Source organism: Stenotrophomonas maltophilia (assembly GCF_003970865.1).
GTDB classification, from domain to species: Bacteria; Pseudomonadota; Gammaproteobacteria; order Xanthomonadales; family Xanthomonadaceae; genus Stenotrophomonas; species Stenotrophomonas maltophilia_AR.
In genome coordinates, this window is sequence record NZ_RXLZ01000016.1 from 41,789 (window position 1) to 64,469 (window position 22,681).

At 67.1% G+C, this 22,681-nt stretch carries 23 protein-coding genes and 1 pseudogene; 14 read left to right on the plus strand and 10 right to left on the minus strand.

Features of this window, described 5'->3' with window-relative positions; all coding sequences use genetic code 11:
* The first annotated feature begins 171 nt into the window (after positions 1-171).
* Entirely contained in the window at positions 172-1,146 is a 975-nt protein-coding gene (locus EKL94_RS07320; RefSeq protein WP_126928602.1) for an Lnb N-terminal periplasmic domain-containing protein, read from the plus strand.
* Positions 1,146-3,167 carry an esterase/lipase family protein gene (locus EKL94_RS07325; protein ID WP_126928581.1) on the plus strand — a complete coding sequence of 674 codons (2,022 nt, stop codon included), beginning with the start codon at positions 1,146-1,148 and terminating at the stop codon, positions 3,165-3,167. The genes EKL94_RS07320 and EKL94_RS07325 overlap by 1 nt, the downstream gene beginning before the upstream one ends.
* A 38-nt stretch (positions 3,168-3,205) precedes the next feature.
* On the opposite strand, the gene EKL94_RS07330 is transcribed toward EKL94_RS07325, so the two are convergent.
* Positions 3,206-4,627: an MFS transporter gene (locus EKL94_RS07330; protein ID WP_126928582.1), complete on the minus strand. Its 1,422-nt coding sequence runs from the start codon at positions 4,625-4,627 to the stop codon at positions 3,206-3,208.
* A 29-nt stretch (positions 4,628-4,656) separates the two neighbouring features.
* Between EKL94_RS07330 and soxR the strand changes: the two genes are divergently transcribed.
* Positions 4,657-5,091: a redox-sensitive transcriptional activator SoxR gene (soxR, locus tag EKL94_RS07335; RefSeq protein ID WP_126928583.1), complete on the plus strand. Its 435-nt coding sequence runs from the start codon at positions 4,657-4,659 to the stop codon at positions 5,089-5,091.
* Between the two features lie 73 nt (positions 5,092-5,164).
* Here soxR and EKL94_RS07340 read toward each other — a convergent pair.
* Positions 5,165-5,794: pseudogene (locus EKL94_RS07340) on the minus strand (short chain dehydrogenase); the annotation flags it as partial.
* A gap of 71 nt (positions 5,795-5,865) precedes the next feature.
* On the opposite strand from EKL94_RS07340, the gene EKL94_RS07345 reads away from it, so the two are divergent.
* A complete protein-coding gene (locus EKL94_RS07345) occupies positions 5,866-6,741 on the plus strand; it encodes a LysR family transcriptional regulator (protein ID WP_126928585.1) in 876 nt (291 codons plus the stop codon).
* Between the two features lie 176 nt (positions 6,742-6,917).
* Here the strand turns inward: EKL94_RS07345 and proC are convergent, their stop codons facing one another.
* Positions 6,918-7,739, minus strand: coding sequence for a pyrroline-5-carboxylate reductase (gene proC, locus EKL94_RS07350; RefSeq protein WP_126928586.1), 822 nt, complete (start codon positions 7,737-7,739; stop codon positions 6,918-6,920).
* 18 nt (positions 7,740-7,757) lie between these two features.
* Positions 7,758-8,435: a YggS family pyridoxal phosphate-dependent enzyme gene (locus EKL94_RS07355; protein ID WP_043398305.1), complete on the minus strand. Its 678-nt coding sequence runs from the start codon at positions 8,433-8,435 to the stop codon at positions 7,758-7,760.
* Between the two features lie 87 nt (positions 8,436-8,522).
* On the opposite strand from EKL94_RS07355, the gene EKL94_RS07360 reads away from it, so the two are divergent.
* The 3 genes from EKL94_RS07360 to EKL94_RS07370 all read left to right on the plus strand — a co-directional run bounded on the left by EKL94_RS07360 (position 8,523) and on the right by EKL94_RS07370 (position 11,967).
* Complete coding sequence (locus EKL94_RS07360; protein WP_004147099.1) at positions 8,523-9,560, plus strand: type IV pilus twitching motility protein PilT; 1,038 nt, start codon at positions 8,523-8,525, stop codon at positions 9,558-9,560.
* A gap of 79 nt (positions 9,561-9,639) precedes the next feature.
* Positions 9,640-10,803 (plus strand): PilT/PilU family type 4a pilus ATPase, encoded by a 1,164-nt coding sequence (locus tag EKL94_RS07365; RefSeq protein ID WP_049400675.1) that lies wholly within the window; start codon positions 9,640-9,642, stop codon positions 10,801-10,803.
* Positions 10,804-10,983: 180 nt separating this feature from the next.
* On the plus strand, positions 10,984-11,967 hold the full coding sequence (locus EKL94_RS07370; RefSeq protein ID WP_126928587.1) for an aldo/keto reductase: 984 nt from the start codon (positions 10,984-10,986) through the stop codon (positions 11,965-11,967).
* An 89-nt stretch (positions 11,968-12,056) separates the two neighbouring features.
* Here the strand turns inward: EKL94_RS07370 and EKL94_RS07375 are convergent, their stop codons facing one another.
* A complete protein-coding gene (locus tag EKL94_RS07375; protein WP_126928588.1) occupies positions 12,057-12,953 on the minus strand; it encodes a LysR family transcriptional regulator in 897 nt (298 codons plus the stop codon).
* Between the two features lie 93 nt (positions 12,954-13,046).
* Between EKL94_RS07375 and EKL94_RS07380 the strand changes: the two genes are divergently transcribed.
* From EKL94_RS07380 to EKL94_RS07390, 3 genes are all read left to right on the plus strand, one after another.
* The gene (locus tag EKL94_RS07380) at positions 13,047-13,259 is read left to right on the plus strand and encodes a DUF4287 domain-containing protein (protein WP_014646220.1); all 213 of its coding nucleotides are present in this window, start codon (positions 13,047-13,049) and stop codon (positions 13,257-13,259) included.
* A gap of 95 nt (positions 13,260-13,354) precedes the next feature.
* Positions 13,355-13,804 (plus strand): GNAT family N-acetyltransferase, encoded by a 450-nt coding sequence (locus EKL94_RS07385; RefSeq protein ID WP_126928589.1) that lies wholly within the window; start codon positions 13,355-13,357, stop codon positions 13,802-13,804.
* A 92-nt stretch (positions 13,805-13,896) separates the two neighbouring features.
* A complete protein-coding gene (locus EKL94_RS07390; protein WP_024956077.1) occupies positions 13,897-14,604 on the plus strand; it encodes a YitT family protein in 708 nt (235 codons plus the stop codon).
* A gap of 123 nt (positions 14,605-14,727) precedes the next feature.
* Here EKL94_RS07390 and EKL94_RS07395 read toward each other — a convergent pair whose 3' ends face one another.
* Positions 14,728-15,273 (minus strand): DNA-3-methyladenine glycosylase I, encoded by a 546-nt coding sequence (locus EKL94_RS07395; RefSeq protein WP_126928590.1) that lies wholly within the window; start codon positions 15,271-15,273, stop codon positions 14,728-14,730.
* Positions 15,270-17,057 carry a DUF4153 domain-containing protein gene (locus EKL94_RS07400; protein WP_126928591.1) on the minus strand — a complete coding sequence of 596 codons (1,788 nt, stop codon included), beginning with the start codon at positions 17,055-17,057 and terminating at the stop codon, positions 15,270-15,272. Before EKL94_RS07400 ends, EKL94_RS07395 begins: the two co-directional genes overlap by 4 nt.
* A 91-nt stretch (positions 17,058-17,148) precedes the next feature.
* Between EKL94_RS07400 and EKL94_RS07405 the strand changes: the two genes are divergently transcribed.
* The 4 genes from EKL94_RS07405 (at position 17,149) to EKL94_RS07420 (ending at position 19,894) form a co-directional block, all read left to right on the plus strand.
* Positions 17,149-17,715 carry a YqgE/AlgH family protein gene (locus EKL94_RS07405; protein ID WP_014646224.1) on the plus strand — a complete coding sequence of 189 codons (567 nt, stop codon included), beginning with the start codon at positions 17,149-17,151 and terminating at the stop codon, positions 17,713-17,715.
* The gene (gene ruvX / locus EKL94_RS07410; protein WP_126928592.1) at positions 17,708-18,202 is read left to right on the plus strand and encodes a Holliday junction resolvase RuvX; all 495 of its coding nucleotides are present in this window, start codon (positions 17,708-17,710) and stop codon (positions 18,200-18,202) included. The genes EKL94_RS07405 and ruvX overlap by 8 nt, the downstream gene beginning before the upstream one ends.
* 15 nt (positions 18,203-18,217) lie before the next feature.
* Positions 18,218-19,168: an aspartate carbamoyltransferase catalytic subunit gene (locus EKL94_RS07415; protein WP_126928593.1), complete on the plus strand. Its 951-nt coding sequence runs from the start codon at positions 18,218-18,220 to the stop codon at positions 19,166-19,168.
* Positions 19,169-19,402: 234 nt separating this feature from the next.
* The gene (locus EKL94_RS07420; RefSeq protein ID WP_126928594.1) at positions 19,403-19,894 is read left to right on the plus strand and encodes an REP-associated tyrosine transposase; all 492 of its coding nucleotides are present in this window, start codon (positions 19,403-19,405) and stop codon (positions 19,892-19,894) included.
* Between the two features lie 167 nt (positions 19,895-20,061).
* Here EKL94_RS07420 and EKL94_RS07425 read toward each other — a convergent pair whose 3' ends face one another.
* The 3 genes from EKL94_RS07425 to mgtE all read right to left on the minus strand — a co-directional run bounded on the left by EKL94_RS07425 (position 20,062) and on the right by mgtE (position 22,617).
* On the minus strand, positions 20,062-20,859 hold the full coding sequence (locus EKL94_RS07425) for a carboxylesterase family protein (RefSeq protein ID WP_126928595.1): 798 nt from the start codon (positions 20,857-20,859) through the stop codon (positions 20,062-20,064).
* Positions 20,860-20,929: 70 nt separating this feature from the next.
* Entirely contained in the window at positions 20,930-21,196 is a 267-nt protein-coding gene (locus EKL94_RS07430; RefSeq protein ID WP_053442615.1) for a hypothetical protein, read from the minus strand.
* Between the two features lie 59 nt (positions 21,197-21,255).
* Positions 21,256-22,617, minus strand: a complete 1,362-nt coding sequence (gene mgtE, locus EKL94_RS07435) for a magnesium transporter (protein WP_010483662.1) — start codon at positions 22,615-22,617, stop codon at positions 21,256-21,258.
* Between the last annotated feature and the right edge of the window lie 64 nt (positions 22,618-22,681).

Below are 22,681 nucleotides of genomic sequence, written 5' to 3' on the forward strand. Positions count from 1 at the left end.
GTTGCTCCTGTGAGGTGGAACGCGGCCGCAGCGGCCGCCGCCGACGGTGCGCCGGCCTGCCTGAACGGGCCGTAGATGCCACGGTGAACCCGCTTGTGGCTAACTATGCGGCTTCAAGAACGCGACAGGATGCCAGTGAAAGCCGCAGGACGATGGATGACAGGAAGTGCCATGGCGCTGCTGGCGCTGTGGGTGACCGGGCTGCTGGCCTATCAGTTGCCGGGGCCGGGCTGGCTGGCCACCGGCGTCGCCGGGCTGTGGCTGCTGGTGGCGCTGTGGGCATCGTGGCGAGTCGCGCGGGGCCGTGCCTCGCGCCGCCTGGGCCTGGCGTTCGGGGCATCGCTGGCACTGGCCGGCCTGTGGTGGCTGCTGCTGACGCCGCGCCAGGACCGGCTGTGGGCCGATGACGTGGCCCAGCGCCTGCACGTGGTGTCCTTCGATGGCCGCCATGTGGTGCTGGACAATGTGCGTGACTTCAGCTGGCGCACCGAAACCGACTATGACGCACACTGGGTGCGCCGCGAGTACGACCTGGACCAGCTGCGCTCGGCCGACCTGGTGCTGTCGTACTGGATGGGCCCGGCCATCGCCCACACGCTGATCTCGTTTGGTTTCGAGGACGGTCGCCACGTGGTGTTCTCGCTGGAGATCCGCAAGGAGCGCGGTGAATCGTTCTCGGCGCTGGGTGGCTTCTTCCGCAAGTTCGAGATGACCCTGGTGGCTTCGGAGGAGACCGACATCATCCGCACACGCACCAACGCGCGTGGCGAGGATGTCTACCTGTACCGACTGCATGGCATGGACCGCGCGCAGCTGAAGGAACTGTTCGCTGCGTACATCGCACAGGCCCGCGAACTGGATGCGAAGCCCGGCTTCTACAACACGCTGACCAGCAACTGCACCACGATCGTCTTCGACCTGGCCCGCCACATCGCACCGCGCCTGCCGCTGGACTACCGCCTGCTGCTGTCCGGTTACCTGGCCGAGTACGCGCAGGAGGTCGGCGCGCTCACTCCGGGCGTGCCGTACACCGAGCTGCATGACAAAGGCCGCATCACCCAGCGTGCACTGGACCTGGGTGACGGCGACCACTTCTCCACCGTGATCCGCCAGGGCGTGCCCGGCACCGAGCAGGACCCGCAGTAATGACCCAACTCTCTCTGACTCGCTGGCAGCGCCTGCTGCCGGTGTTGTTCGCCGCCTTCCTGTTGCTGGGCAGCAGCGGCTGCGCGATGGTCACCGTCAAGCAGGTCAAATCCAGCGATTCGCTGGTCAACAAGCGCGCGGACGTGCTCAACACCGGCAAGCTCAGCCCGGCCGCGCGCGAAACGCTCAGCGCAGCGGGGCTGGACGAGTCGCAGTGCGAGAAGGACTTCCTGGTCTGCCGCAGCACGCTGCTGATGACCGATGACCTCAATGTCGAGCAGCGGCTGTCGGCGCTGTCCGAACTGTGGGTGAAGGCCGCGCTGGCGATGACGCCGAAGAAGACGGCTGCCGGCGATCCGCCGATGAGCGATGCGGCATTGGATGCCTGGCTGGAAGCCGCGCGCTATGCCTATGCCTACCTGTTCTACAGCGGACGCTCACCGTCCGACCGTGCCTTCGAGGACCGCCAGACGCAGGTGCGTGACTACTACAACTACGCGGCCGAGAAGGCGGCGGTGGTGCTGTTCGTGCGCGCACGCGCCGCTGCGCTGGCTGGCGAGGACTACACGAAGCCGCTCACGGTCGGTAGCTGGTCGCTGGCCTCCAACTACCAGCAGCTGGGCCTGAAGAGCATTCCCGCGCAGCTGGTGCCGGCGGGAACGGTCAGCTTCGTCGGCCTGCGCAGCACCTATCGCCGCGATGGCTTCGGCGCCGAGCTGGTGATGGTGATGGACCCACCGAAGCTGGTCGCGCCGGTGATCGCGCCGGATGGCCCGAAGGCCGAAACGGCATCGGACGATGAGGACGACGAGCGTCGTGGCCGCCGCCACCGGCATGACGATTCGGTGCCCGAGTTCAGTGAGATGTCCTCGATCAACGTCACCGCACTGCTGCGCTTCGAGGGCAGCAGCCTGGAAGACGTGATGCGCACGCGCCGGGTCGAGCTGGATGCCTATTCGCCGGAAGCGACCGAGCGCATCACCCTGCACGGTGAGCAGGTACCGCTGGCCGGCAACTTCACTGCCGCCTATGGCCTGTGGCTGGCGCAGAGTGGCTTCGCCCGGCAGTCGCTGCGCACCCTGTTCGGCATGAGCGAGGGCATCGGCGAGCCGCACATCTACCTGATGCAGCCGTGGGACCCGAACCGCCGCATCATCTTCATGCTGCATGGCCTGGCCAGCAGCCCGGAAGCCTGGGTGAACCTGGCCAACGAGATCATGGGCGACCCCGAGCTGCGCCAGCAGTTCCAGGTGTGGCAGGTCTATTACCCGACCAATGCACCGATCGCGCTGAACCGCTACGAGATCGCCAATGCATTCAACGACACGCTGAAGCATTTCGACCCCAACGGCAGCACGCGAGCATCGAAGGACATGGTTTACATCGGCCACAGCATGGGCGGTGTATTGGCCCGGCTGCTGGTGAGCGATTCGGGCGACGTGCTGTGGAACGACCTGCTGGCCAACTACGACCTGAAGGGTGAACGGCTGAAGCGGGTGCAGAACAAGCTGGGTCCGCTGCTGCATTTCAAGGCACAGCCGAACGTGGAACGCGCGATCTTCATCGCCGCGCCGCACCAGGGCACCGACATTGCCGGCAACAAGGTCGGTCGCCTGATCGGTCGCCTGGTGCGCCTGCCGCTGACCATCCTCGGCAAATTCGAGGATGTGTTCATGGCACTGGCGCAGGCCGAACAGCAGGTCGATGGCACCGCCAAGCCGAAGATCCCGAACAGCATCGACAACCTCAAGGCCAGCGATCCGTTCGTGAAGGCCGCCGCACAGCTGCCGATCGAAGCGGGCCTGAAGTACCACTCGATCATCGCCCAGCGCAAACCGGAACTGCCGGTGGAGAAGTCCGATGACGGGCTGGTGCCGTACTGGAGCGCACATCTGCCGGGCGCGCTGTCGGAGAAGGTGATCATCTCCGGCCACAGCGTGCAGGAAACCCCGCAGGCGGTACTGGAGGTGCGGCGCATCCTGCACCGGGATATCGATGACATGGGGACCGGCACCCGGTAGTGCCGGCCGCTGGCCGGCAATCCCACAATCCGGCGGCGCTACACCCGCCGCGCGACCACCGTGGCCAGCAGCGCCAGGCCGAAGGTGATTGCCAGGCACAGCACGTAGCCGGTATGGGGTGCGCTTTGCACGAACAGCGCGAACAGTGCGCCGGAAACCGCCAGCGCGGTGGTCACCGACAGCGCTTCGCTCAGCTGCAGTGCCGAGGTGTTGGCACCCTGCTCGTGTGGTGCGGACAATGACAGCGTCAGCACCGACAGGCTGGCGTAGATCATGCCCATGCCGAAGCCGGTCATGGCCCAGCCGACCAGGGCCACCGGCAGCGGCACTGCGTTGAACAGCACGGCCAGTGTGGCGGCAATACCGATCGTCATCAGCGGTGTGCCCACGCGCAGCAGCTGCTGGCGCGACCAGCCACGCTGCTGGTGGCCCTGCAGCCATGAACCGGCGAACCAGCCCAGTGCGCCAAGACTGAGCACGGCACCGGCCCAGCTGGGTGAGAGCCCGCGCTCGCGCTGCAGCAGCAGGGGCAGGTAGGCCTCGCAGGCGAAAAATGCGGCCGCCGCGACGCCGCGCAGCGCGATCACGCTGGGCAGTCCGCGGCGCAGGATCAATGTGCCGGCCGGCAGCAGGCGATGCACGCAGAACAGCAGGGCCAGCATGGCCACGCCGATGCAGAGCAGTGCAGGCAGGCCCTGCTGCTGGCCGCCGAAGTAGAGCAGCAGCGCCGCCAACGAGGCACCACTGGCCCAGCGCACCACGGTGCCTCGCCCATCGTCGGCGAGGCCGCCATCGGTGGGTTGCATGCGCGTGAGTGCCGGGCGCAGCAGCAGCGCGGCCGGAATGGCCAGCAGTGGCACGGCCAGGAACACCCAGCGCCAGCCGAGATGCTGCACGATCAGCCCGCTCAGCGCGGGGCCGATCATTGACGGCACTACCCAGCCCGCGGAGAACGCGGCAAATACCTTCGGACGCAGGTGTTCGGGATAGCTGCGCCCGACCATCACATACAGTGAGACCGAGATCGCGCCCGCACCCAGGCCCTGCAGCAGGCGCCCGGCCACCAGCATGCCCATGCGCATCGCAAAGCCGGCCAGCAGCAGCCCCAGCACGAAGCAGGCCAGGCCGTACCACAGTGGCCTGGCGGGCCCCTGGCGGTCGGCCCAGCGTCCGGCCAGGGTCATGCCGATCACGCTGGTAGCCAGGGTGCCGCCGAAGGCCAGCGCATACAGGCGCAGGCCATCCAGCGCCTCGGCCACGGTCGGCATGGCCGCCGCCACCGCCAGGGCTTCGAAGGCATGCAGCGCCACCAGCGCCACCATGCCGATGGTGGTGGCGCGATAGCGGGGGGATAGGATCGACGTATCAGCCGGCGCACGGGCGTCGGCGGGCGAAAGAGTGGGGGACATACGAGTCAGATGCGGGCCGCGCTTGTCAACTGGCGGCGAAGATAGCAGCATGCCACCTCAACTGCAGTTTAGGTCAAGCAATGGTGTCCCAGGAACTCAGCGTTGGCGAAGTCTCCCAGCGCAGTGGCGTGGCAGTTTCCGCGCTGCATTTCTACGAGCGCAAGGGTCTGATCAGCAGCCTGCGCACCTCGGGCAACCAGCGTCGCTACAGCCGTGACGTGCTGCGGCGGTTGGCCGTGATCCGCGTCGCGCAACGGGTGGGCATGCCACTGGAAGCCGTCAGCCGTGCCTTTGAAAGCCTGCCCGAGGGCCGCGCCCCGACCAAGGCCGACTGGGCCAAGCTGTCCGCGCGCTGGCGCACCGAACTGGAGGAGCGCATCCACATGCTGGAACTGCTGCGCGACGAACTGACCGGCTGCATCGGTTGCGGCTGCCTGTCGCTGCAGCGCTGCCGCCTGGCCAACCCCGAAGACGTCCTCGGCGAACGCGGCGACGGCCCGATGCGCTGGGAATGACCTGCGAAAAGGGGACGGAGGGGATTATGTCGTTTGTGCATTAACGACTTAATCCCCTCCGTCCCCTTTTTTCTTACCAGACCGTGATCGTCTCGCCGCTCTGGATGCCTTCCACTGCACGCTGGAAGGCCAGCGCCGCGCGCTGTGCGCTTACCGCTTCAAAGCCCGGGAAGTAGGGGCCGTAGGTCGCCATTGATTCGATCAGCACGTTCGGGCTGACCACGTTGATGCGCAGGCCACGCGGCAGCAGTTCCAGCGCCGCCGCGCGCACGAAGCCTTCCAGTGCGGCATTCACTGCAGTGGCGTTGACGCCGTCGCGGATCGGTTGGGCGCTGATGATGCCGCTGGTCAGGGTGATCGAGCCGCCGGCGTTGAGGTGGTGCTGGGCGGCCAGTGCCAGCCGCACCTGCCCCAGCAGCTTGTCCTGCAGGCCGGTGTTGAACTGTGCTGGCGTCATCTGCTGCAACGGGCCGAAGTGCACCGAGCCGGTGGTGGAGATCACCGCATCGACCGGGCCGGTACGCGCGAACAGTTCGGCGACACTGGCGTCATCGGTCAGGTCCACGCGCAGTTCGCCGCTGCTGCGGCCGGCGGCGAGAATCTGATGCTGTTGGCCGAGCTGACGGGCGACTGCCTGGCCGAGGGTGCCGCTGGCACCGACGAGGAGGATCTTCATGGCCGTTCCTTGCGTGAGGGAGTGAGCGCAGTCTGCGCCGTCACAGTGGGGTTAGGTAAGCGGCGTATGCTTCGCAGATTCCTAACTCTGGATTAGCAATGGATACCCTTCGCTGCATGCAGGCTTTCGTCGCGGTAGCCGAGCGCGGCAGCTTTGCAGGGGCCGCCGAACAGCTGCAGGTGTCGGCGGTGATGGTCGGCAAGTACATCCAGCAGCTGGAGGCGCACCTGGGCACCGCGTTGCTGCAACGGAACACCCGCCGCCAGCGCCTGACCGAAGCCGGCAGTGCCTACCTGGCCGGGTGCCGGCAGGTGCTGGAGCAGGTGCAGCAGGCCGAAGCCGACGTGGCCGGCCTGCAGGTTCAACCGCGCGGGCTGCTGCGGGTCAGCGCACCCACCACCTGGGGTAGCTGCGTGCTGGCGCCGCAGCTGGCCGGCCTGCTGCGCGCGCAGCCGCAGCTGAACATCGAACTGGATCTGAGCAACCGCCGTGTGGACCTGATCGAGGACGGCTTCGATGTGGCGATCCGGGTTGGGCCGCTGCCATCGCAGGAGGTGGTGGCGCGGCCGCTGCCACCATATGCGATGAGCCTGTGTGCGGCGCCATCCTACCTGCGCCGGCGCGGCACGCCGCGTACGCCCGCGGATCTGCAGGGGCATGATTGTCTGAGCCACCTGGCCTGGCGCGGCGGCCATGGTTGGCAGCTGGCCAACGGCGAACAGGTGGATTGGGAGGCGCGCCTGACCTGCAATGATGGTGTTGCACTGCGCGAAGCCGCGGTGGCCGGAGCAGGGCTGGTGCTGCAGCCGACCGCACTGCTGGCCGGCGAGATCGCGGCAGGGCGGTTGAAGCCGCTGCTGCGCGACTACCTGCCCGAACCGCGGCCGATGCACCTGATCTACCTGCCCGACCGCAGGCCGCGCCCGCGTTTGCAGTGCTTCGTCGATTTCGTCATGACCACATTGGGGCAATGAGCATCCACGCCATGCGCGGATGACGGTGGGTGCCGACCGTTGGTCGGCACACATCGGGATCAATCATTCGCCGCAGGCAGCAGAGCACCGTGCATTCCAGCGGCGACAGGTATCAGTAGATCCACGCCATGCGCGGATGACGGTGGGTGCCGACCGTTGGTCGGCACGCATCGGGATCAATCATTCGCCGCAGACAGTTCCTGCCCGCGCACCTGCGCGGCGCGCAGTGCGGTGTCCACCAGGGCCTCGAAACCACCGGCCTGGAAGCTCTCGATCGCGGCCTGGGTGGTGCCGTTGGGCGAGGTCACGCGGCGGCGCAGTTCCGCCGGGCTCTCACCAGCCTCATCCAGCATGCGCGAGGCGCCCAGCAGGGTCTGCACCACCAGCGTGCGCGCGGCGTCGGCCGGCAGGCCCTGGGCAATACCCGCCGCTTCCATCGCTTCGGCCAGCAGGAACACATAGGCCGGACCGCTGCCGGATACGGCGGTCACCGAATCCATCAGTGCCTCACTATCGATCCACACCGTGCGCCCGGCACTGGCCAGCACCTGTTCGGCCTGCGCGTGCTGCTGCGCATCCACCGAGGGCGTGGCGTACAGGCCGGTCACGCCGGCGCCGAGCAGGGCCGGGGTGTTCGGCATCGCACGCACCACCGGCAGATTGCCGCCCAGCCAGCGTTCCAGCTGCGCGCTGGTGATGCCGGCGGCAATCGACACCACCAACGGCTGGTTTGCCTGCGCCAGTGCCTGCAGCGACTGGCAGACATCGCGCAGCACCTGCGGCTTCACCGCCAACAACCAGGTGCGGCCCTGCGCGGCGGCATCGGCGGCGTTGTCGTGCACCTGCACGCCGAAGTCCGCCGCCAGTGACGCGCGAAGTGCGGCCACCGGTTCGGCCACGTGGATGTGCGCGGCCGGCACGCCCTGGCGGATCAGGCCGGCGATCAGGCTGCGCGCCATGTTGCCGCCGCCGATGAAGGTGATGGAATCAGCTGCCATGGAAGTCTCCTTGGAAAATCAGGCTGGGCGCGGGCGGGCGCCGAACAGGGCGGTGCCGATGCGCACCAGGGTGGCGCCCTCGGCGATGGCTTCGGCGTAGTCGCTGCTCATGCCCATCGACAGCGTGTCGATCTGCGCGTGCTGGGCAGCCAGCGACTGGAAAAGTGTGCGCATGCGCACGAATGCATCCCGACGGCGCTCGGCCTCGGGCCACGGTGCGGGAATCGCCATCAGTCCGCGCAGGCGCAGGGTGGGTTCGGCGGCAATCGCGGCGGCCAGTGCATCCACTTCTTCCGGTGCACAGCCATGCTTGCTGGATTCGTCGTCGATGTTGACCTGGATCAGCACGTTCAGCGGGCCGCGTGCGGCCGGACGGTGGCGTGCCAGCGCAGTCACCAGCTTGGGCCGGTCCACGCTCTGCACCCAGTCGAAATGGCTGGCCACGGCATCGGCCTTGTTCGACTGCAGGTGGCCGATCAGGTGCCATTCCAGCGCCAGGTGCTGCAGCGCCTGCATCTTGGCCAGTGCTTCCTGCACGTAGTTCTCGCCGAAGGCGTGCTGGCCCTGTGCGGCCAGCGCGGCCACGGCCTCGGCCGGCTGGGTCTTGGACACCGCCAGCAGGCGTGGATCGGGCCTGCCAGCGGCCTCGGCGGCGGCATGCAGGTTGCTCAGAATCTGGGGCAGGGGAGTGGCCACGTAACGCGTTCCGTTGAATCAGGAGGCTATACTGCCGCCCGGGGAAAGATCCTTCCAGTCGAAGCCGTTATTGGGGAGTAGCCGCTCATGGATATCGCCGAGCTGTTGGCGTTTTCCGTCAAGAACAAAGCGTCCGACCTGCACCTGTCCGCAGGCCTGCCGCCGATGATCCGCGTGGACGGCGACGTTCGCCGGATCAACATCCCAGCCCTGGACCACAAGCAGGTCCATGCGCTGGTGTACGACATCATGTCCGACAAGCAGCGCCGCGATTACGAGGAATTCCTCGAAGTGGACTTCTCCTTCGAGATTCCGTCGCTGGCGCGCTTCCGTGTGAACGCGTTCAACCAGAACCGCGGCGCCGGTGCGGTGTTCCGTACCATCCCGTCCGAGGTGCTCACCCTCGAGGACCTGGCCTGCCCGCCGTTGTTCCGCGAAGTGATCCAGCAGCCGCAGGGCCTGATCCTGGTGACCGGCCCGACCGGCTCGGGCAAGTCGACCACGCTGGCGGCGATGATCGACTACATCAACAAGAACGAATACGGCCACATCCTCACCGTCGAGGATCCGATCGAATTCGTGCACACCTCGCAGAAGTGCCTGATCAACCAGCGCGAAGTGCACCGCGATACGCATGGCTTCAATGAAGCACTGCGCTCGGCGCTGCGTGAGGACCCGGACATCATCCTGGTCGGCGAACTTCGTGACCTGGAAACCATCCGCCTGGCACTGACCGCCGCGGAAACCGGCCACCTGGTGTTCGGCACCCTGCATACCAGCTCGGCGGCCAAGACCATTGACCGCATCATCGACGTGTTCCCGGCCGGCGAAAAGCCGATGGTGCGCTCGATGCTGTCCGAATCGCTGCGCGCGGTCATTTCGCAGGCGCTGCTGAAGAAGGTCGGCGGCGGTCGTACCGCTGCGTGGGAAATCATGGTCGGCACACCGGCCATCCGCAACCTGATCCGCGAGGACAAGGTGGCGCAGATGTACTCGGCCATCCAGACCGGCCAGCAGTACGGCATGATGACCCTGGACCAGCACCTGCAGGACCTGGTCAAGCGCAGCCTGATCACCCGCAACCAGGCCCGCGAGTACGCCAAGGACAAGCGCCTGTTCGAGTAAGGCGGGGCCGCAACGGGGCGGCGTGCGCCAGTGCGCCGCCGTTCCCGCGCCGTTTCCTCCACCGACCGTTTCCTGGTACATGCCCCATTGGGAGCCCGCCGTGAACACCACCGCGACCACCATCGATTTCACTTCGTTCCTCAAGCTGATGGCGCACCAGCGCGCCTCGGACCTGTTCATCACCGCGGGCATGCCGCCGGCGATGAAGGTCAACGGCAAGATCTCGCCGATCACGCAGACCCCGCTCACGCCGCAGCAGAGCCGCGACCTGGTCCTCAACGTGATGACCCCGGCGCAGCGCGAGGAATTCGAGAAGACCCACGAATGCAACTTCGCCATCGGCCTGTCCGGTGTCGGCCGCTTCCGCGTGAGCTGCTTCTACCAGCGCAACCAGGTCGGCATGGTGCTGCGTCGCATCGAGACGCGCATTCCGACCGTGGAAGAGTTGAGCCTGCCGCCGATCATCAAGACGCTGGCGATGACCAAGCGCGGCATCATCCTGTTCGTCGGTGCCACCGGCACCGGTAAATCGACGTCGCTGGCGGCGATGATCGGTTACCGCAACCAGAACTCGACCGGCCACATCATCACCATCGAAGATCCGATCGAGTTCGTGCACAAGCACGAGGGCTGCATCATCACCCAGCGCGAAGTCGGCATCGATACCGACAGCTGGGAAGCCGCACTGAAGAACACCCTGCGCCAGGCGCCGGACGTGATCATGATCGGCGAGGTGCGTACCCGCGAAGGCATGGACCACGCCATCGCGTTCGCCGAAACCGGCCACCTGGTGCTGTGCACCCTGCATGCCAACAACGCCAACCAGGCGATGGACCGCATCGTCAACTTCTTCCCGGAAGACCGCCGCAACCAGCTGCTGATGGACCTGTCGCTGAACCTCAAGGGCGTGGTCGCGCAGCAGCTGGTGCCGTCGCCCGATGGCCGCTCGCGCAAGGTGGCGATGGAGATCCTGCTGGGCACGCCGCTGGTTCAGGACTACATCCGCGATGGCGAGATCCACAAGCTGAAGGAAGTGATGAAGGACTCGGTCCAGCTGGGCATGAAGACCTTCGACCAGAGCCTGTTCGAGCTGTACCAGGCCGGCGAGATCAGCTACGAGGACGCGCTGCGCTACGCCGATTCGCAGAACGAGGTGCGCCTGCGCATCAAGCTCAGCCAGGGCGGCGACGCGCGCACCCTGTCGCAGGGGCTGGATGGCGTGGAGATCTCCGAGATCCGGTGACCTGCGTGTTCCGTAGAGTCGAGCTTGCTCGACTGTTCTTTTCGAGTCGAGCAAGCTCGACTCTACGGGCGGGCGGCTCTGCGCATTGATGAATTCCAGTCATGACCAACTGCAATGCTGCCCATTCAATCGGCGGCCCCTGCAGGCGTATCGTCAGCGCTCCCCCTCTGGAGCACGACGATGCAGACACGTGAACTCGGCCGCAGTGGCCTGAAAGTTTCCGCCCTGGGCCTGGGCTGCATGGGCCTGAGCCATGGCTACGGCCAGCCGGTCGAGCGCAGCCAGGGCATCGCCCTGCTGCAAGCCGCCGTTGAACGCGGCGTGACCTTTTTCGACACCGCCGAGGTGTACGGCCCGTACACCAATGAAGATCTGCTTGGCGAGGCGTTGGCGCCGTACCGCGACAGGCTGGTGATCGCCACCAAGTTTGGTTTCAAGGATGCCCGCGTCGATACCGGCCTGGACAGTCGCCCGGAGAACATCCGTGCGGTGGCCGAAGCCAGCCTCAAGCGCTTGCGCACTGATCATATCGACCTGTTCTACCAGCACCGCGTCGACCCGAACGTGCCGATCGAAGATGTGGCCGGCACCGTGCGCGACCTGATTGCCGAGGGCAAGGTCGGCCACTTCGGCCTGTCCGAGGCCAGTGCCGCCACCGTGCGCCGTGCGCACGCGGTGCAACCGGTCACCGCCGTGCAGAGCGAGTACTCGCTGTGGTGGCGCGAGCCGGAGCGCGAGCTGCTGCCGACCCTGCAGGAACTGGGCATCGGCTTCGTGCCGTTCAGTCCGCTGGGCCGCGGCTTCCTGACTGGCGCGATCAACGCCGATACCACCTTCGATGCCAACGACTTCCGCAACAGCGTGCCGCGGTTCGAAGTGGAAGCCCGCCGCGCCAACCAGGCGCTGGTGGACCGCATCAGCGCGATTGCCGCAGCACGTGGTGCGACCCCGGCGCAGGTGGCGCTGGCCTGGCTGCTGGCGCAGGCACCGTGGATCGTGCCGATTCCAGGCACCACCAAGGTCCATCGCCTGGAAGAGAACCTGGGCGCGGCCGACCTGCAGCTGGCGCCGGAGGAACTGCAGCGCATCGCGCAGGCGCTGGATGAAGTATCGATTGTTGGTGAGCGCTACAACGCCCAGCGTGCGGCCCAGGCCAAGGGCTGACCATCAGGCGGGTGCGGATCGCTGGTGGGCGCGCACCGTTGGTGGTGGGTGCAGGTGGGTGCGGACCGTTGGTCCGCACTCCTCAACCCTCACCCCATCGGTCCGCGCAGCGCATCAAGCACCGTGCGCATCGCCACGGTGACGTGGCGGCGCGACGGGTAGTACGCGTAGTAGCCATCGAAGTGCGGGCACCAGTCGTCCAGCACCGACTGTAGGCGGCCGTCGTCCAGCATTGGCTGCACCTGGTCCTCCGGCAGCCAGGCCAGTCCGCTGCCGGCCAGCGCAGCGGCGCGGGTCATGCCCATGGTGTTGAAGGTCCACTGGCCGCTCACGCGCACGCTCAGTTCGTTGCCGTCCTGGCCGAAATCCCACGGCATCAGCCCGCCATGCGTAGGCAGGCGCAGGGTCACGCAGTTGTGGCCTGCCAGCTCGTCCGGATGGCGTGGCACCACGTGCTGGCGGAAGTAGCTGGGTGCGCCGACCACGCGCATGCGCAGCGGCGGGCTGATCGGCACGGCGACCATGTCGCGCGCCAGCCGCTCGCCGAGGCGGATGCCGATGTCGTAGCGCTCGGCCACGATGTCGGCCAGCCCGTAGTCGGCAGCCAGTTCCACCTTCAAATCCGGATACTGCTGCAGCAGCGGCGCCAACCTCGGCCAGGCGATGTACTCGGCGGCGTGGCCGGTGGCATTGATGCGGATGGTGCCGGCCGGGCGTTCACGGTATTCGGCCAGCGCGGCCAGCCCGTCCTCGATCTCGGCCAGGCGCGGGCCCAGAGTGTCGAGCAGGCGGGCACCGGCTTCGGTGGTGGACACGCTGCGGGTGGTGCGGGTCAGCAGGGGCACGCCCAGGCGCTGCTCCAGTCCGCGCATGGCATGGCTGAGCGCGGACTGGGAGACGCCCAGCTGGGCGGCGGCCTTGGTGAAGCTGCCCTCGCGGGCAACGTGCACGAAGGCCTGCAGGTCGTTGAGGTTTTCGCGGGGCATGATCGGATGATAAGGCTCCCGGATTGAACGGGCCTGTCGAATTCCGGCTCTCCTGTTCGTCGTACCGGTACATCCAACGCAAGGAGCTTCCGCATGAGCACTGACACCAAGCCGAAAGGCCCGGCCTCGTACTTCCCCTCCATCGAGAAGACCTACGGGCAGCCGGTTGCGCACTGGTTCGGGCTGCTGGCCGGGAAGAAGGGCCTGAAACACATGGAACTGGTCAGCTTCCTGAAAAGTGAGCATGGGCTGGGCCATGGCCATGCCAACGCGCTGGTGGCGCACCATCTGGCTGGCAAGGGCTGAGCAGGCAACCCCACGCTGAACGGTTGTCGGCGGCCTGGCCCCGCGGAATGCAGGGGCGGGCAGACTGGGCGTCCATCCTCAGGCAGGACGCCCGCATGCAGGTCACGCTGGAAACGATCACCCTCCACAACTACGAGGCGGTATGTGACCTCGACGTCAGCGAGGCGCAGCAGGGTTTCGTGGCCAGCAATACCTGGTCGCTGGTGCAGGCGGCATTCCATCCCGGCTACCAGACCCGCGCCATCCGTGCCGATGGCGAGTGGGTCGGGTTCTTCATGTGGGTGCCGGAGACGCCGCAGCGGATGTCGATCTGGCGCTTCATGGTCGATCAACGCTGGCAGGGCCGTGGCATCGGTCGACGTGCGCTGGAGCTGGCGCTGGCGCAGATCCGGGCCACGCCCGGGCTGGCCGAGATCGAGATCTGCTACAACCCGCGCAACCCGGTGGCCGGCGCCTTCTACGGCAGCTTCGGGTTCGTCGAGACCGGGATGGACGACGACGGAGAGGACATGCTGGCCGTGCTGCCTGCGGTGGTCCCGAAATAACCTGAATGGGCGAAGTTGGCTGAACGATTTCATCTGCAACTGTCATGCAGATCGTGTCTAATACCGCTCCCCACCTGCTGTTCCCCACCTGTATGTCCCTTCCCTCCCATGGCCCCGCGCCGTGCGACGACGCTGACGGCCACCTGGTCACTGCCGGTCCGCTGACCCCGCCGCCCGACAGCGCCGGCACCACCGCCGATGAGAAAGCGCTGCGCCACTCGATCGCCGAGGACGTGCAGGGCATGGTGCTGGCCACGATGGTGGCCTCGCTGGGCCTGGCCATCTTCGCCAAGGGCGGGCTGATGATCGGCGGCATGGCCGGCATGGCGTTTCTGCTGCACTACTCGATGGGCTGGAACTTCGGCCTGGTGTTCGTGCTGGTCAACCTGCCGTTCTACTGGGTGGCGCTGCGGCGCATGGGCTGGGAATTCACCCTGAAGACCTTCGCCGCGGTCACCGCCTGTGGCGTGCTGACCGACCTGCTGCCGCGCTGGATCGACTTCTCGCACATCAACCCGCTGTATTCGGCGATCGTCGGTGGTGCGTTGTCCGGGCTGGGCATCCTGTTCTTCATCCGCCACCGTGCCAGCCTCGGCGGCATCGGCATCCTGGCGGTGTACCTGCAGCGCACCCGTGGCTGGAGCGCGGGCAAGGTGCAGATGTCCTACGACGCCTGCCTGATGGTGGCCGCGTTCTTCGTGTTGTCGCCGTCGAAGGTGCTGTACTCGGCCATCGGTGCGGTGGTACTCAGCCTGGTGCTGATGTTCAACCACCGCCCCGGCCGCTACATGGGCGTGTGACGATTCGACGGTAGTGCCGGCCGCTGGCAGGCAGCACCTGCGGCGTTCCGAGGTTGCCGGCCAGCGGCCGGCACTACCGGAACCCACGCGTGGTAACGCCGGGCCATGCCCGGCGGATATCCATCAGCGGGCGGCGGCCTGCAACCACGGCGGCGACAGCGTCAGCAGCCGCGCATGCACCGGGCAATCCTCGGCGTGCGCCCCCGGCAGGTAGCCCAGGCTCATCAGGAACTCGCCGGTGATCTCGCCGCCGGTGAAGCGGAACGTCTTCTTGAACAGCTTCACCCAGTCGGCCTTGCTGCGCGGGTGGTGCGCGTCCAGCCACGCCGCGAAGCTGCCATGGCTGGCCCGCAGCTGCTGGATCACCTGCGCGTTGTGGATGGCCGCCAGCACCTTCAGCCGGTTGCGGATGATGCCGGCGTCCGAAAGCAGCCGCTCGATGTCCTGCTCGGCATACGCCGCCACGCGGTCCACATCGAAGCCGTCATAGGCCGCGCGGAAACCCTCGCGCTTCTTCAGGATCGTTTCCCAGCTCAGGCCGGCCTGGTTGATTTCCAGCACCAGCCGCTCGAACAGCTCGCGCTCGTCACGCTGCGGAAAGCCGTACTCGTTGGCGTGGTAGTAGTCGTGCACCGGATGGCCCGGGGCGATGAGGCAGTAGCCGCTCATGGGGAAGACTCGTTGGATTCGGGTTCGGGATCGATGGCCAGCGCAGGTCGCCCACCGATGGACAGCATCGGCCAGCGCGGTGGCACGGGAGTGAGTTCGCCATCACGCAGGGCCTGGTTGATCGCCTCGGCCTGGCCGCTGACGGTGCCGAACAGTGAACCGGCCCGGCGCCACTGGGCATCCCTGCCACGTGCGTACAGCACGCAGTCCGGCCCACGGTGGGTGTACAGCTCGCACAGCAGCACTTCGCCGGTGCCATCGCCGTCCAGGTCGCGATGCACGATCAGGCAGTCGCGCTCGCTCTGGGCGCAGGATTCGCCATTGATCGCGCGCGTGGCCAGTGCCTGCCACCAATCGTCCGGTGGCGAGCTGGATCCCTTGGCCAGCTTCAGCGCGCGCTGCAGGGCGACGACGTCCTGCGGCCCCTTGTCGAGGCGCTGTCCGTCGTCCCAGCGTGAGGTACGTGCCAGTGCTGCGGCGATCACCTGCGGCGCGTTGGCATCGGCGGTGATGGCCGGATCACGCTGCAGCTCGCGCAGCGCCTGCACGCCACGGCGCCCAAGATCGAAGCGCAGCACGTTGACGTCGCTGCTGGTGATCGCCGGCGGGTCCGCGCGCAGCCGCGCCAGCTGGCTGGACAGGGCGAGCCGCACCGGGTCCAGCAGCGGCGAGTTGCCCAGCAGTGCCAGTGCCAGCACCGCCCAGCACATCCAGCGGTTGACCGGCTCCAGCATCTGCAACCAGCGGCTCTGCCGGCGCAGCACCGCCAGCGCATAGCCCACGGCATAGCCGGCCACGGCCAGCGCGACGAGTACTGCCCAGAACCGGTCCACGGTCCAGCCGTACTGCGCGACGCGCAGGCCCAGCGCGTACAGTGCCAGCGCCGCGTAGACCGGCAGCGCCAGCAGGCTGGCTTCAACAAGGCGGCGCAGCAGCAGGGGGTAGGGGGCGCTGTCTTCCCCTTGCTGGTAGACCGCATTGGTGAACGTCACCAGCAACAGCGACAGCACCAGCAGCAGGCTGGCGGCCGAGCGGGTCTTCCACAGCGGTTCCAGCCCGGTAAGCGGCAGGCTCAGCACGAACAGCACGGCGATGAACGACAGCAGCGGCAGCAGCCCGCGGCAGATCGCGAACAGCACCTGGCGGGTGATCTGGATCGCGCGGTGCTGGGTGCGCCCGATCAGCACGCCGAACCCGGCCAGGCTGCCAGTGGCCAGCGCGATGAACGCGTCCTGCCGGAACAGGTCGCGGAAGAACGTCACCTCCAGCAGCTGGAACAGCGCCGCCCACAGCCACAGCAGCAGCCAGGTCAGCCCGGTGAACAGTGCTGCGAGGGCCAGGGTCAAACCGTTCTGCCAGGCGCGCTCGAACAACTCGGGGTAGCTGGCGCGCCAATGCCCGTGCTGCAGCTGGAATTGCCACCAGGGCAGGGCCACGAACACCGCCACGGCCATGCCCAGGGTCAGCGGGAACTGCAGCGCGCCCGATTCCAGTGCGGTCTCGCCATTGAGGTTCCAGCCGATCCAGGCGGCCAGCGCCAGCACCACCGCCGAGCCGAGCGCGGCCTGCAGCCACAGGCGGCGCTGGCCCAGCTCGACCAGGCTCAGCGCCACCGCGCTGGGAATGGCCAGCACCCAGGCGTACCAGCAGTAGCGCCAGCCGATATCGCGGAACGGCCACGCATCGGACAGTTCCTGCGCGGCATACAGCATCAGACCCTGCAGCAGGGCGATCAGGACGATAGCGCTGCGTGCCGGCAGGGTCAGGGGCGATGAAGACTGCATCGATGACCTTCCATGGCAAAGCACCATCCTAGCCCATCGCTGTTCGGCGCCATCGCGCGACCATCCCGCCCCCAGCAGGTAGAATGGGCCCATGCCTGTAACGCCGACCTCCCTTGCCGATCACCTGCTCGTCGCGCTGCCGTCGCTGCTCGACGCGACCTTTGCCCGCAGCGTCGCGCTGATCTGCCAGCACGACGAGAACGGGGCGATGGGGGTGCTGGTCAACCAGCCTTCCGAGTACACGCTGGGTGAAGTGCTTGCACAGATGGACATCACCACCGGTGATGGCGACCTGCAGGCGCGCATGGTGCTCAACGGCGGCCCGGTGCATCCCGAGCGCGGCTTCGTCATCCATGACGACGCGCGAGCGTGGGATTCCAGCCTGATCGTGGGGGACGGCCTGTACCTGACCACCTCGCGCGACATCCTCGAAGCGATGGCGCGCGGTGAAGGTCCGGCCAATGCCGTGGTCACCCTCGGCTGTGCCGGTTGGGGCGCAGGGCAGCTGGAAAGCGAGCTGTCCGAGAACAGCTGGCTGACCGTGCCGGCCGATGCCGAACTGGTGTTCCAGCTGCCGCTGGAGCAGCGCTGGCAGGGTGCGGCCTCGCGCATCGGCGTGGACCTGTTCCGGCTGACCGACTACAGCGGCCATGTCTGAGCCCATCACGCCCGCGTCGGATTCTGCTGCCCCGGCAATCCGCCGTGATGGCACCGTTCTGGGTTTCGATGTCGGCTCGCGCCGTATCGGTGTAGCCATCGGCAGTGCCTTCGCCGCACATGCGCGTGCGGTGGCCGTGGTCGATGTGCACGGCAACGGCCCGGACTGGACCGCGATCGAACGCCTGCTCAAGGAATGGAAGCCCGACGGCCTGGTGGTCGGCGACCCGCTGACCCTGGAAGGCCAGGACCAGCCCAACCGCAAGCGTGCGCAGGGCTTCGCCCGCCAGCTGCGGGAACGCTTCAAGCTGCCGGTGGTGATGATCGACGAGCGTTCCAGCTCGGTCGAGGCCGCACGCCGCTTCGCCGTCGAGCGCGCCGAAGGGCGCAAGCGCCGCCGTGATGCGGCCGCTCTCGATGCCGTCGCCGCCGCGGTGATCATCGACCGCTGGCTGTCGTCCCCCGACGACGCCACCCCCATTCCCTGACTGCCCGACACCGCCATGACCGCCCAGCAAATCGATGCCTCCGGACGCCTGCGCCACCTGCTGACCCTGGAGGGCCTGCCGCGCGAGACCCTGCTGCAGCTGCTTGACCGCGCAGGCCAGATCCGCGATGCCGCGGTCGGCCGCGTCGGCAACAAGCGCCACGTGCTGGCTGGTTCGGCGGTGTGCACGCTGTTCTTCGAACCGTCCACGCGCACCCGCAGCTCGTTCCAGCTGGCCGCGCAGCGCCTGGGCGCCGACGTGCTGAACTTCGATGCCTCCACCTCGTCCACGCGCAAGGGCGAAACCGCCTGCGACACGCTGCGCAACCTGGAAGCGATGGGCGTGCGTGGCTTCGTGGTGCGCCACCCGGATGATGGCGCCGTGGCCGCACTGGCCGAAGCGGCGGGCGAGGGCACTGCGCTGATCAACGCCGGCGACGGCCGCAGCGCACACCCGACCCAGGGCCTGCTGGACATGCTGACCCTGCGCCAGGCCAAGGGCCCGGATTTCTCGAAGATGAAGGTGGTGATCGTCGGCGACGTGAAGCACTCGCGCGTGGCCCGCACCGACCTGCATGCGCTGCGCACGCTGGGCGTGGGCGAGATCCGCGTGTGCGGCCCGCAGTCGCTGCTGCCGGACGACGAGACCCTGAAGGGCTGCGTGGTCGGCGATGATTTCGACGCGATGCTGGAAGGCGTCGACGCACTGATGATGCTGCGCCTGCAGCGCGAGCGCATGGAAGAAGGCCTGGTGCCATCGCTGGAGCAGTACCACGCACAGTACGGCCTGACCAATGATCGTCTGGCCCGCGCCGGCAAGGATGCAGCGGTGCTGCACCCGGGCCCGATCAACCGCGGCGTGGAAGTGACCGACGAGGTGGCCGACGGCCCGCAGTCGTGGGTGCTGCGCCAGGTCGCCAACGGCGTCGCCGTGCGCATGGCCGTGCTGGAAACCCTGCTGGGCTGATCACTCTGGTGGGTGCCGACCTTGGTTGGCACTGCTGTTGTGGTGGGTGCCAACCTTGGTTGGTACTGCTGTTGTGGTGGGTGCCAACCTTGGTTGGTACTGCTGTTGTGGTGGGTGCCAACCTTGGTTGGCACTGCTGTTGTGGTGGGTGCCAACCTTGGTTGGCACTGGCCTACCCAGGCGAAGGTGATTTCCCTATGTTCAGGGAACATGCGCCCGCCCATGCTCTTCTGCATGAACAGCACCCGCCTCCTGCTAGGCCGTCATTCCAGTATCGGCCAGAGCTACATCCTCACGACGAACGTGCATGGCCGGGCGGCTCTGTTCGCCAATGACACCGTTGCGGTTACCGCCATGCAGGAGTTCCTGCGTCTGGATCTGGAAGGTCTGACCCATTCGATCGCCTACGTGGTCATGCCGGATCACGTCCACTGGTTGATGCAGCTGCGCGCGGCATCGCTCGACGTTGTCATGAAGCGCTTCAAATCGCGTACGGCCGTGCACGCAAACCGGGTACTGGGCAGGGTGGGGCGCTTCTGGCAGTCCTGTTATCACGATCACGCGATCCGCTCTGATGAATCGCTGTTCCGGCACGCAATGTATGTGATGGCGAATCCGATCAGGGCGGGGCTGGCAACACAGCTTGGTGAGTACCCGCATGCGTGGTGTGAGTGGGAACTCGAAGGTTCCTGTGCCAAGGCGAAGTTCATGGGCGCGGACAGATAGTGCCAACCAAGGTTGGCACCCACCGAAACCAGGCTTCAACCTTGGTGGGTATCTACCCAAACCAGGCTCTAACCATGGTGGCATCTACCCAAACCAGGCTCCAACCTTGGTGGGCACCTACCCAAACCAGGCTCCAACCTTGGTGGGTACCTACCGGATGTCGTGGTTCATCGCTTCTGCGCGAACAGCCACGCCCACATCGCCGGGTCGGCGTAGGTGGCGTCCCAGGCGTTGTGGTTGCCTTCCGGGAACTCGGTGTAGCGCACGTCGCGTGCGGCGGCGCGCTGGAATGCGGCATGCAGTCTGCGGTCGTCGTCCGGCGGCACCACGTCATCCAGTGCACCGTGGAAGATCCAGATCGGCGTGTGCCGCAGGCGCTGGGCGATCACCGCATACGGGTCGGTTTCCTGGGCGACCTGCTCGACGAACAGGGTCGGGCGCTTCGCGCGTGGTGCAAGTACTGCGCCGCACACGGGGACGATCGCGGCAAAGCGGCGCGGGTCGTCCAGGGCGATGTTCCAGCTGCCATAGCCGCCCATCGACATGCCGGTCAGGTACTGCCGTGCCGGGTCGGCGCCGAATTCGGCGATCGTCGCGTCCAGCGCGGCCACTGCCGCACGGTTGTTGCGGCCGCTCCATTCCTCGTGGCCCGGTACCTGTGGGAACACCACCAGGGCAGGGAAGTCGGGATGCTCGCGCAGGTAAGGCCCCAGCCCGGCGTGGGTCTGCTTGACACCATCGGCACCGCGCTCGCCGGAGCCGTGCAGGAACAGGATGACCGGGAGGTTGGTGGGAGCGGCGGCCTGCACGCCGGCCGGAATGAACACCTGGTAGTAGGCCGTGTGCCCGTCCACCTTCACCGCGCGGGCTTCGAAGCGGCCATGCGCGCTGTCCGGCAGCGACGTGCAACCGCTCATCATCAGAAGGGCCAGCAGTGGCAGCCAGCGCGACAGCAAACGGACCATGGGGTTTTCCGAAGCAGCGAGATCGCCTGCATCGTAGTCCGCCGACGTCGGCCCGGCATCGTGCGCCGCGTCACTGCGGGCGCGGGAAGCTGGCGATGATGTCCAGCTGCTCCTGTGCCTCGGCATTGCCCTCGGCAGCCGCAGCCTGCACCTGCGCCATATCCGGGTGCAGGACCACCAGCAGCGGGTTCTCGCAGACCGGGCAGTCGTACTCGGTGGCATCCTCGTCCAGCTCCATCTCCATGGCGCGCGAGCAGCCCTTCCATTCGCAGGCCGGGCAGGTGTGCTGCTGGTCGCGCCAGCCGGGCTGGAAGTAGTTTTCGATCGTTGTTGCCATGGTCGTTCCAGTTGGGTGGGATCAGCGCCCCGCGTGGCAGGGCCCGATCCTTGATGCGGTCAGTGCAGCAGCACCAGGGTGGCCAGGCCGAGGAAGGTGAAGAAGCCCATCGAGTCGGTCACGGCGGTCAGGAAGATGCCGCTGGCCAGCGCCGGATCGAAGCCGAAGCGTTTCAGTGTGAGCGGCACCAGCACGCCGGCCAGTGCTGCGAACAGCAGGTTGCAGGTCAGCGCGATGGCGATCACCGCAGACAGCCCGGGTGAATGGAACCAGGCCAATACGATCAGGCCCAGCACCGAGCCGAGCATCACGCCGTTCAACAGCGCGACCCGTACCTCCTTCCACAACAGGGTGCGCGCGTTGGAGGCGCCCACCTGGCCCAGCGCCAGGCCGCGCACCATCAGCGCCAGCACCTGGGTGCCGGCGTTGCCACCCAGGCCCGCCACGATCGGCATCAGCACCGCCAGCGCCACCAGCTTGTCGATGGTGCCCTCGAAGTGGCCGACCACGCTGGAGGCCAGGAACGCCGTGCACAGGTTGACCGACAGCCACATCAGGCGGCGGCGCATGGCGCGCCAGACCGGGCTGAACAGATCCTCGTCCTCGTCCAGGCCGGCGGCGCCCAGCGCCTGGTGCTCGGCCTGTCCGCGGATGATGTCGACCACGTCATCGATGGTGATGCGGCCGACCAGGATGTTGTTGTCGTCCACCACCGGCGCCGAGATCCAGTCATGGTCGGAGAACTGGCGGGCGACCTCCTGGTCGCTTTCGCCGACATCGATCGCCGGCTGCTCGTCGTCGATCAGGCGGTTGATCGGGGTGGTGTCCTCGTGGGTCACCAGAGCCGCCAGCGACACCCGGCCGAGGTATTGATGGCGCCGGCTGACCACGAACAGGTGGTCGGTGTGGTCGGGCAGCTCGCCACGCAGGCGCAGGTAGCGCAGCACCACGTCAACGTTGACGTCGGCGCGCACGGTCACCACGTCCGGGTTCATCAGGCGCCCGGCACTGTCCTCGGGGTAGGACAGCACCTGCTCCAGGCGCTCGCGGTTCTCGCGGTCCATCGACTTGAGGACTTCGTCGATGACCGTGTCCGGCAGGTCTTCGACCAGGTCGGCCAGGTCGTCGATGTCCAGGTCTTCGACCGCGGCGATGATTTCGTCCGGGTCCATGTCCGCGAGCAGGCTCTCGCGCACGTCGTCGCCGACGTGGACCAGCACCTCGCCGTCATCTTCCGGATCGACCAGGCCCCACACCACCTCGCGCTTGCCCGGCGGCAGCGATTCGAGCAGGTTGCCGATCTCGGCCGGGGCCAGGGTGTTGACCAGGCGACGCACCGGGCCCAGCCGACCGCTGTCCAGTGCGTCGGACAGCATCCGCAGTTGGCGTGCAGTCTTGTCGTGGCGTACAGCTTCAGCCATCGCAGCTCCCGCGGGATAAGAAAAGCCGCGATCCCGGCAAGGATGCGGCAACAGGGGTGTTCAG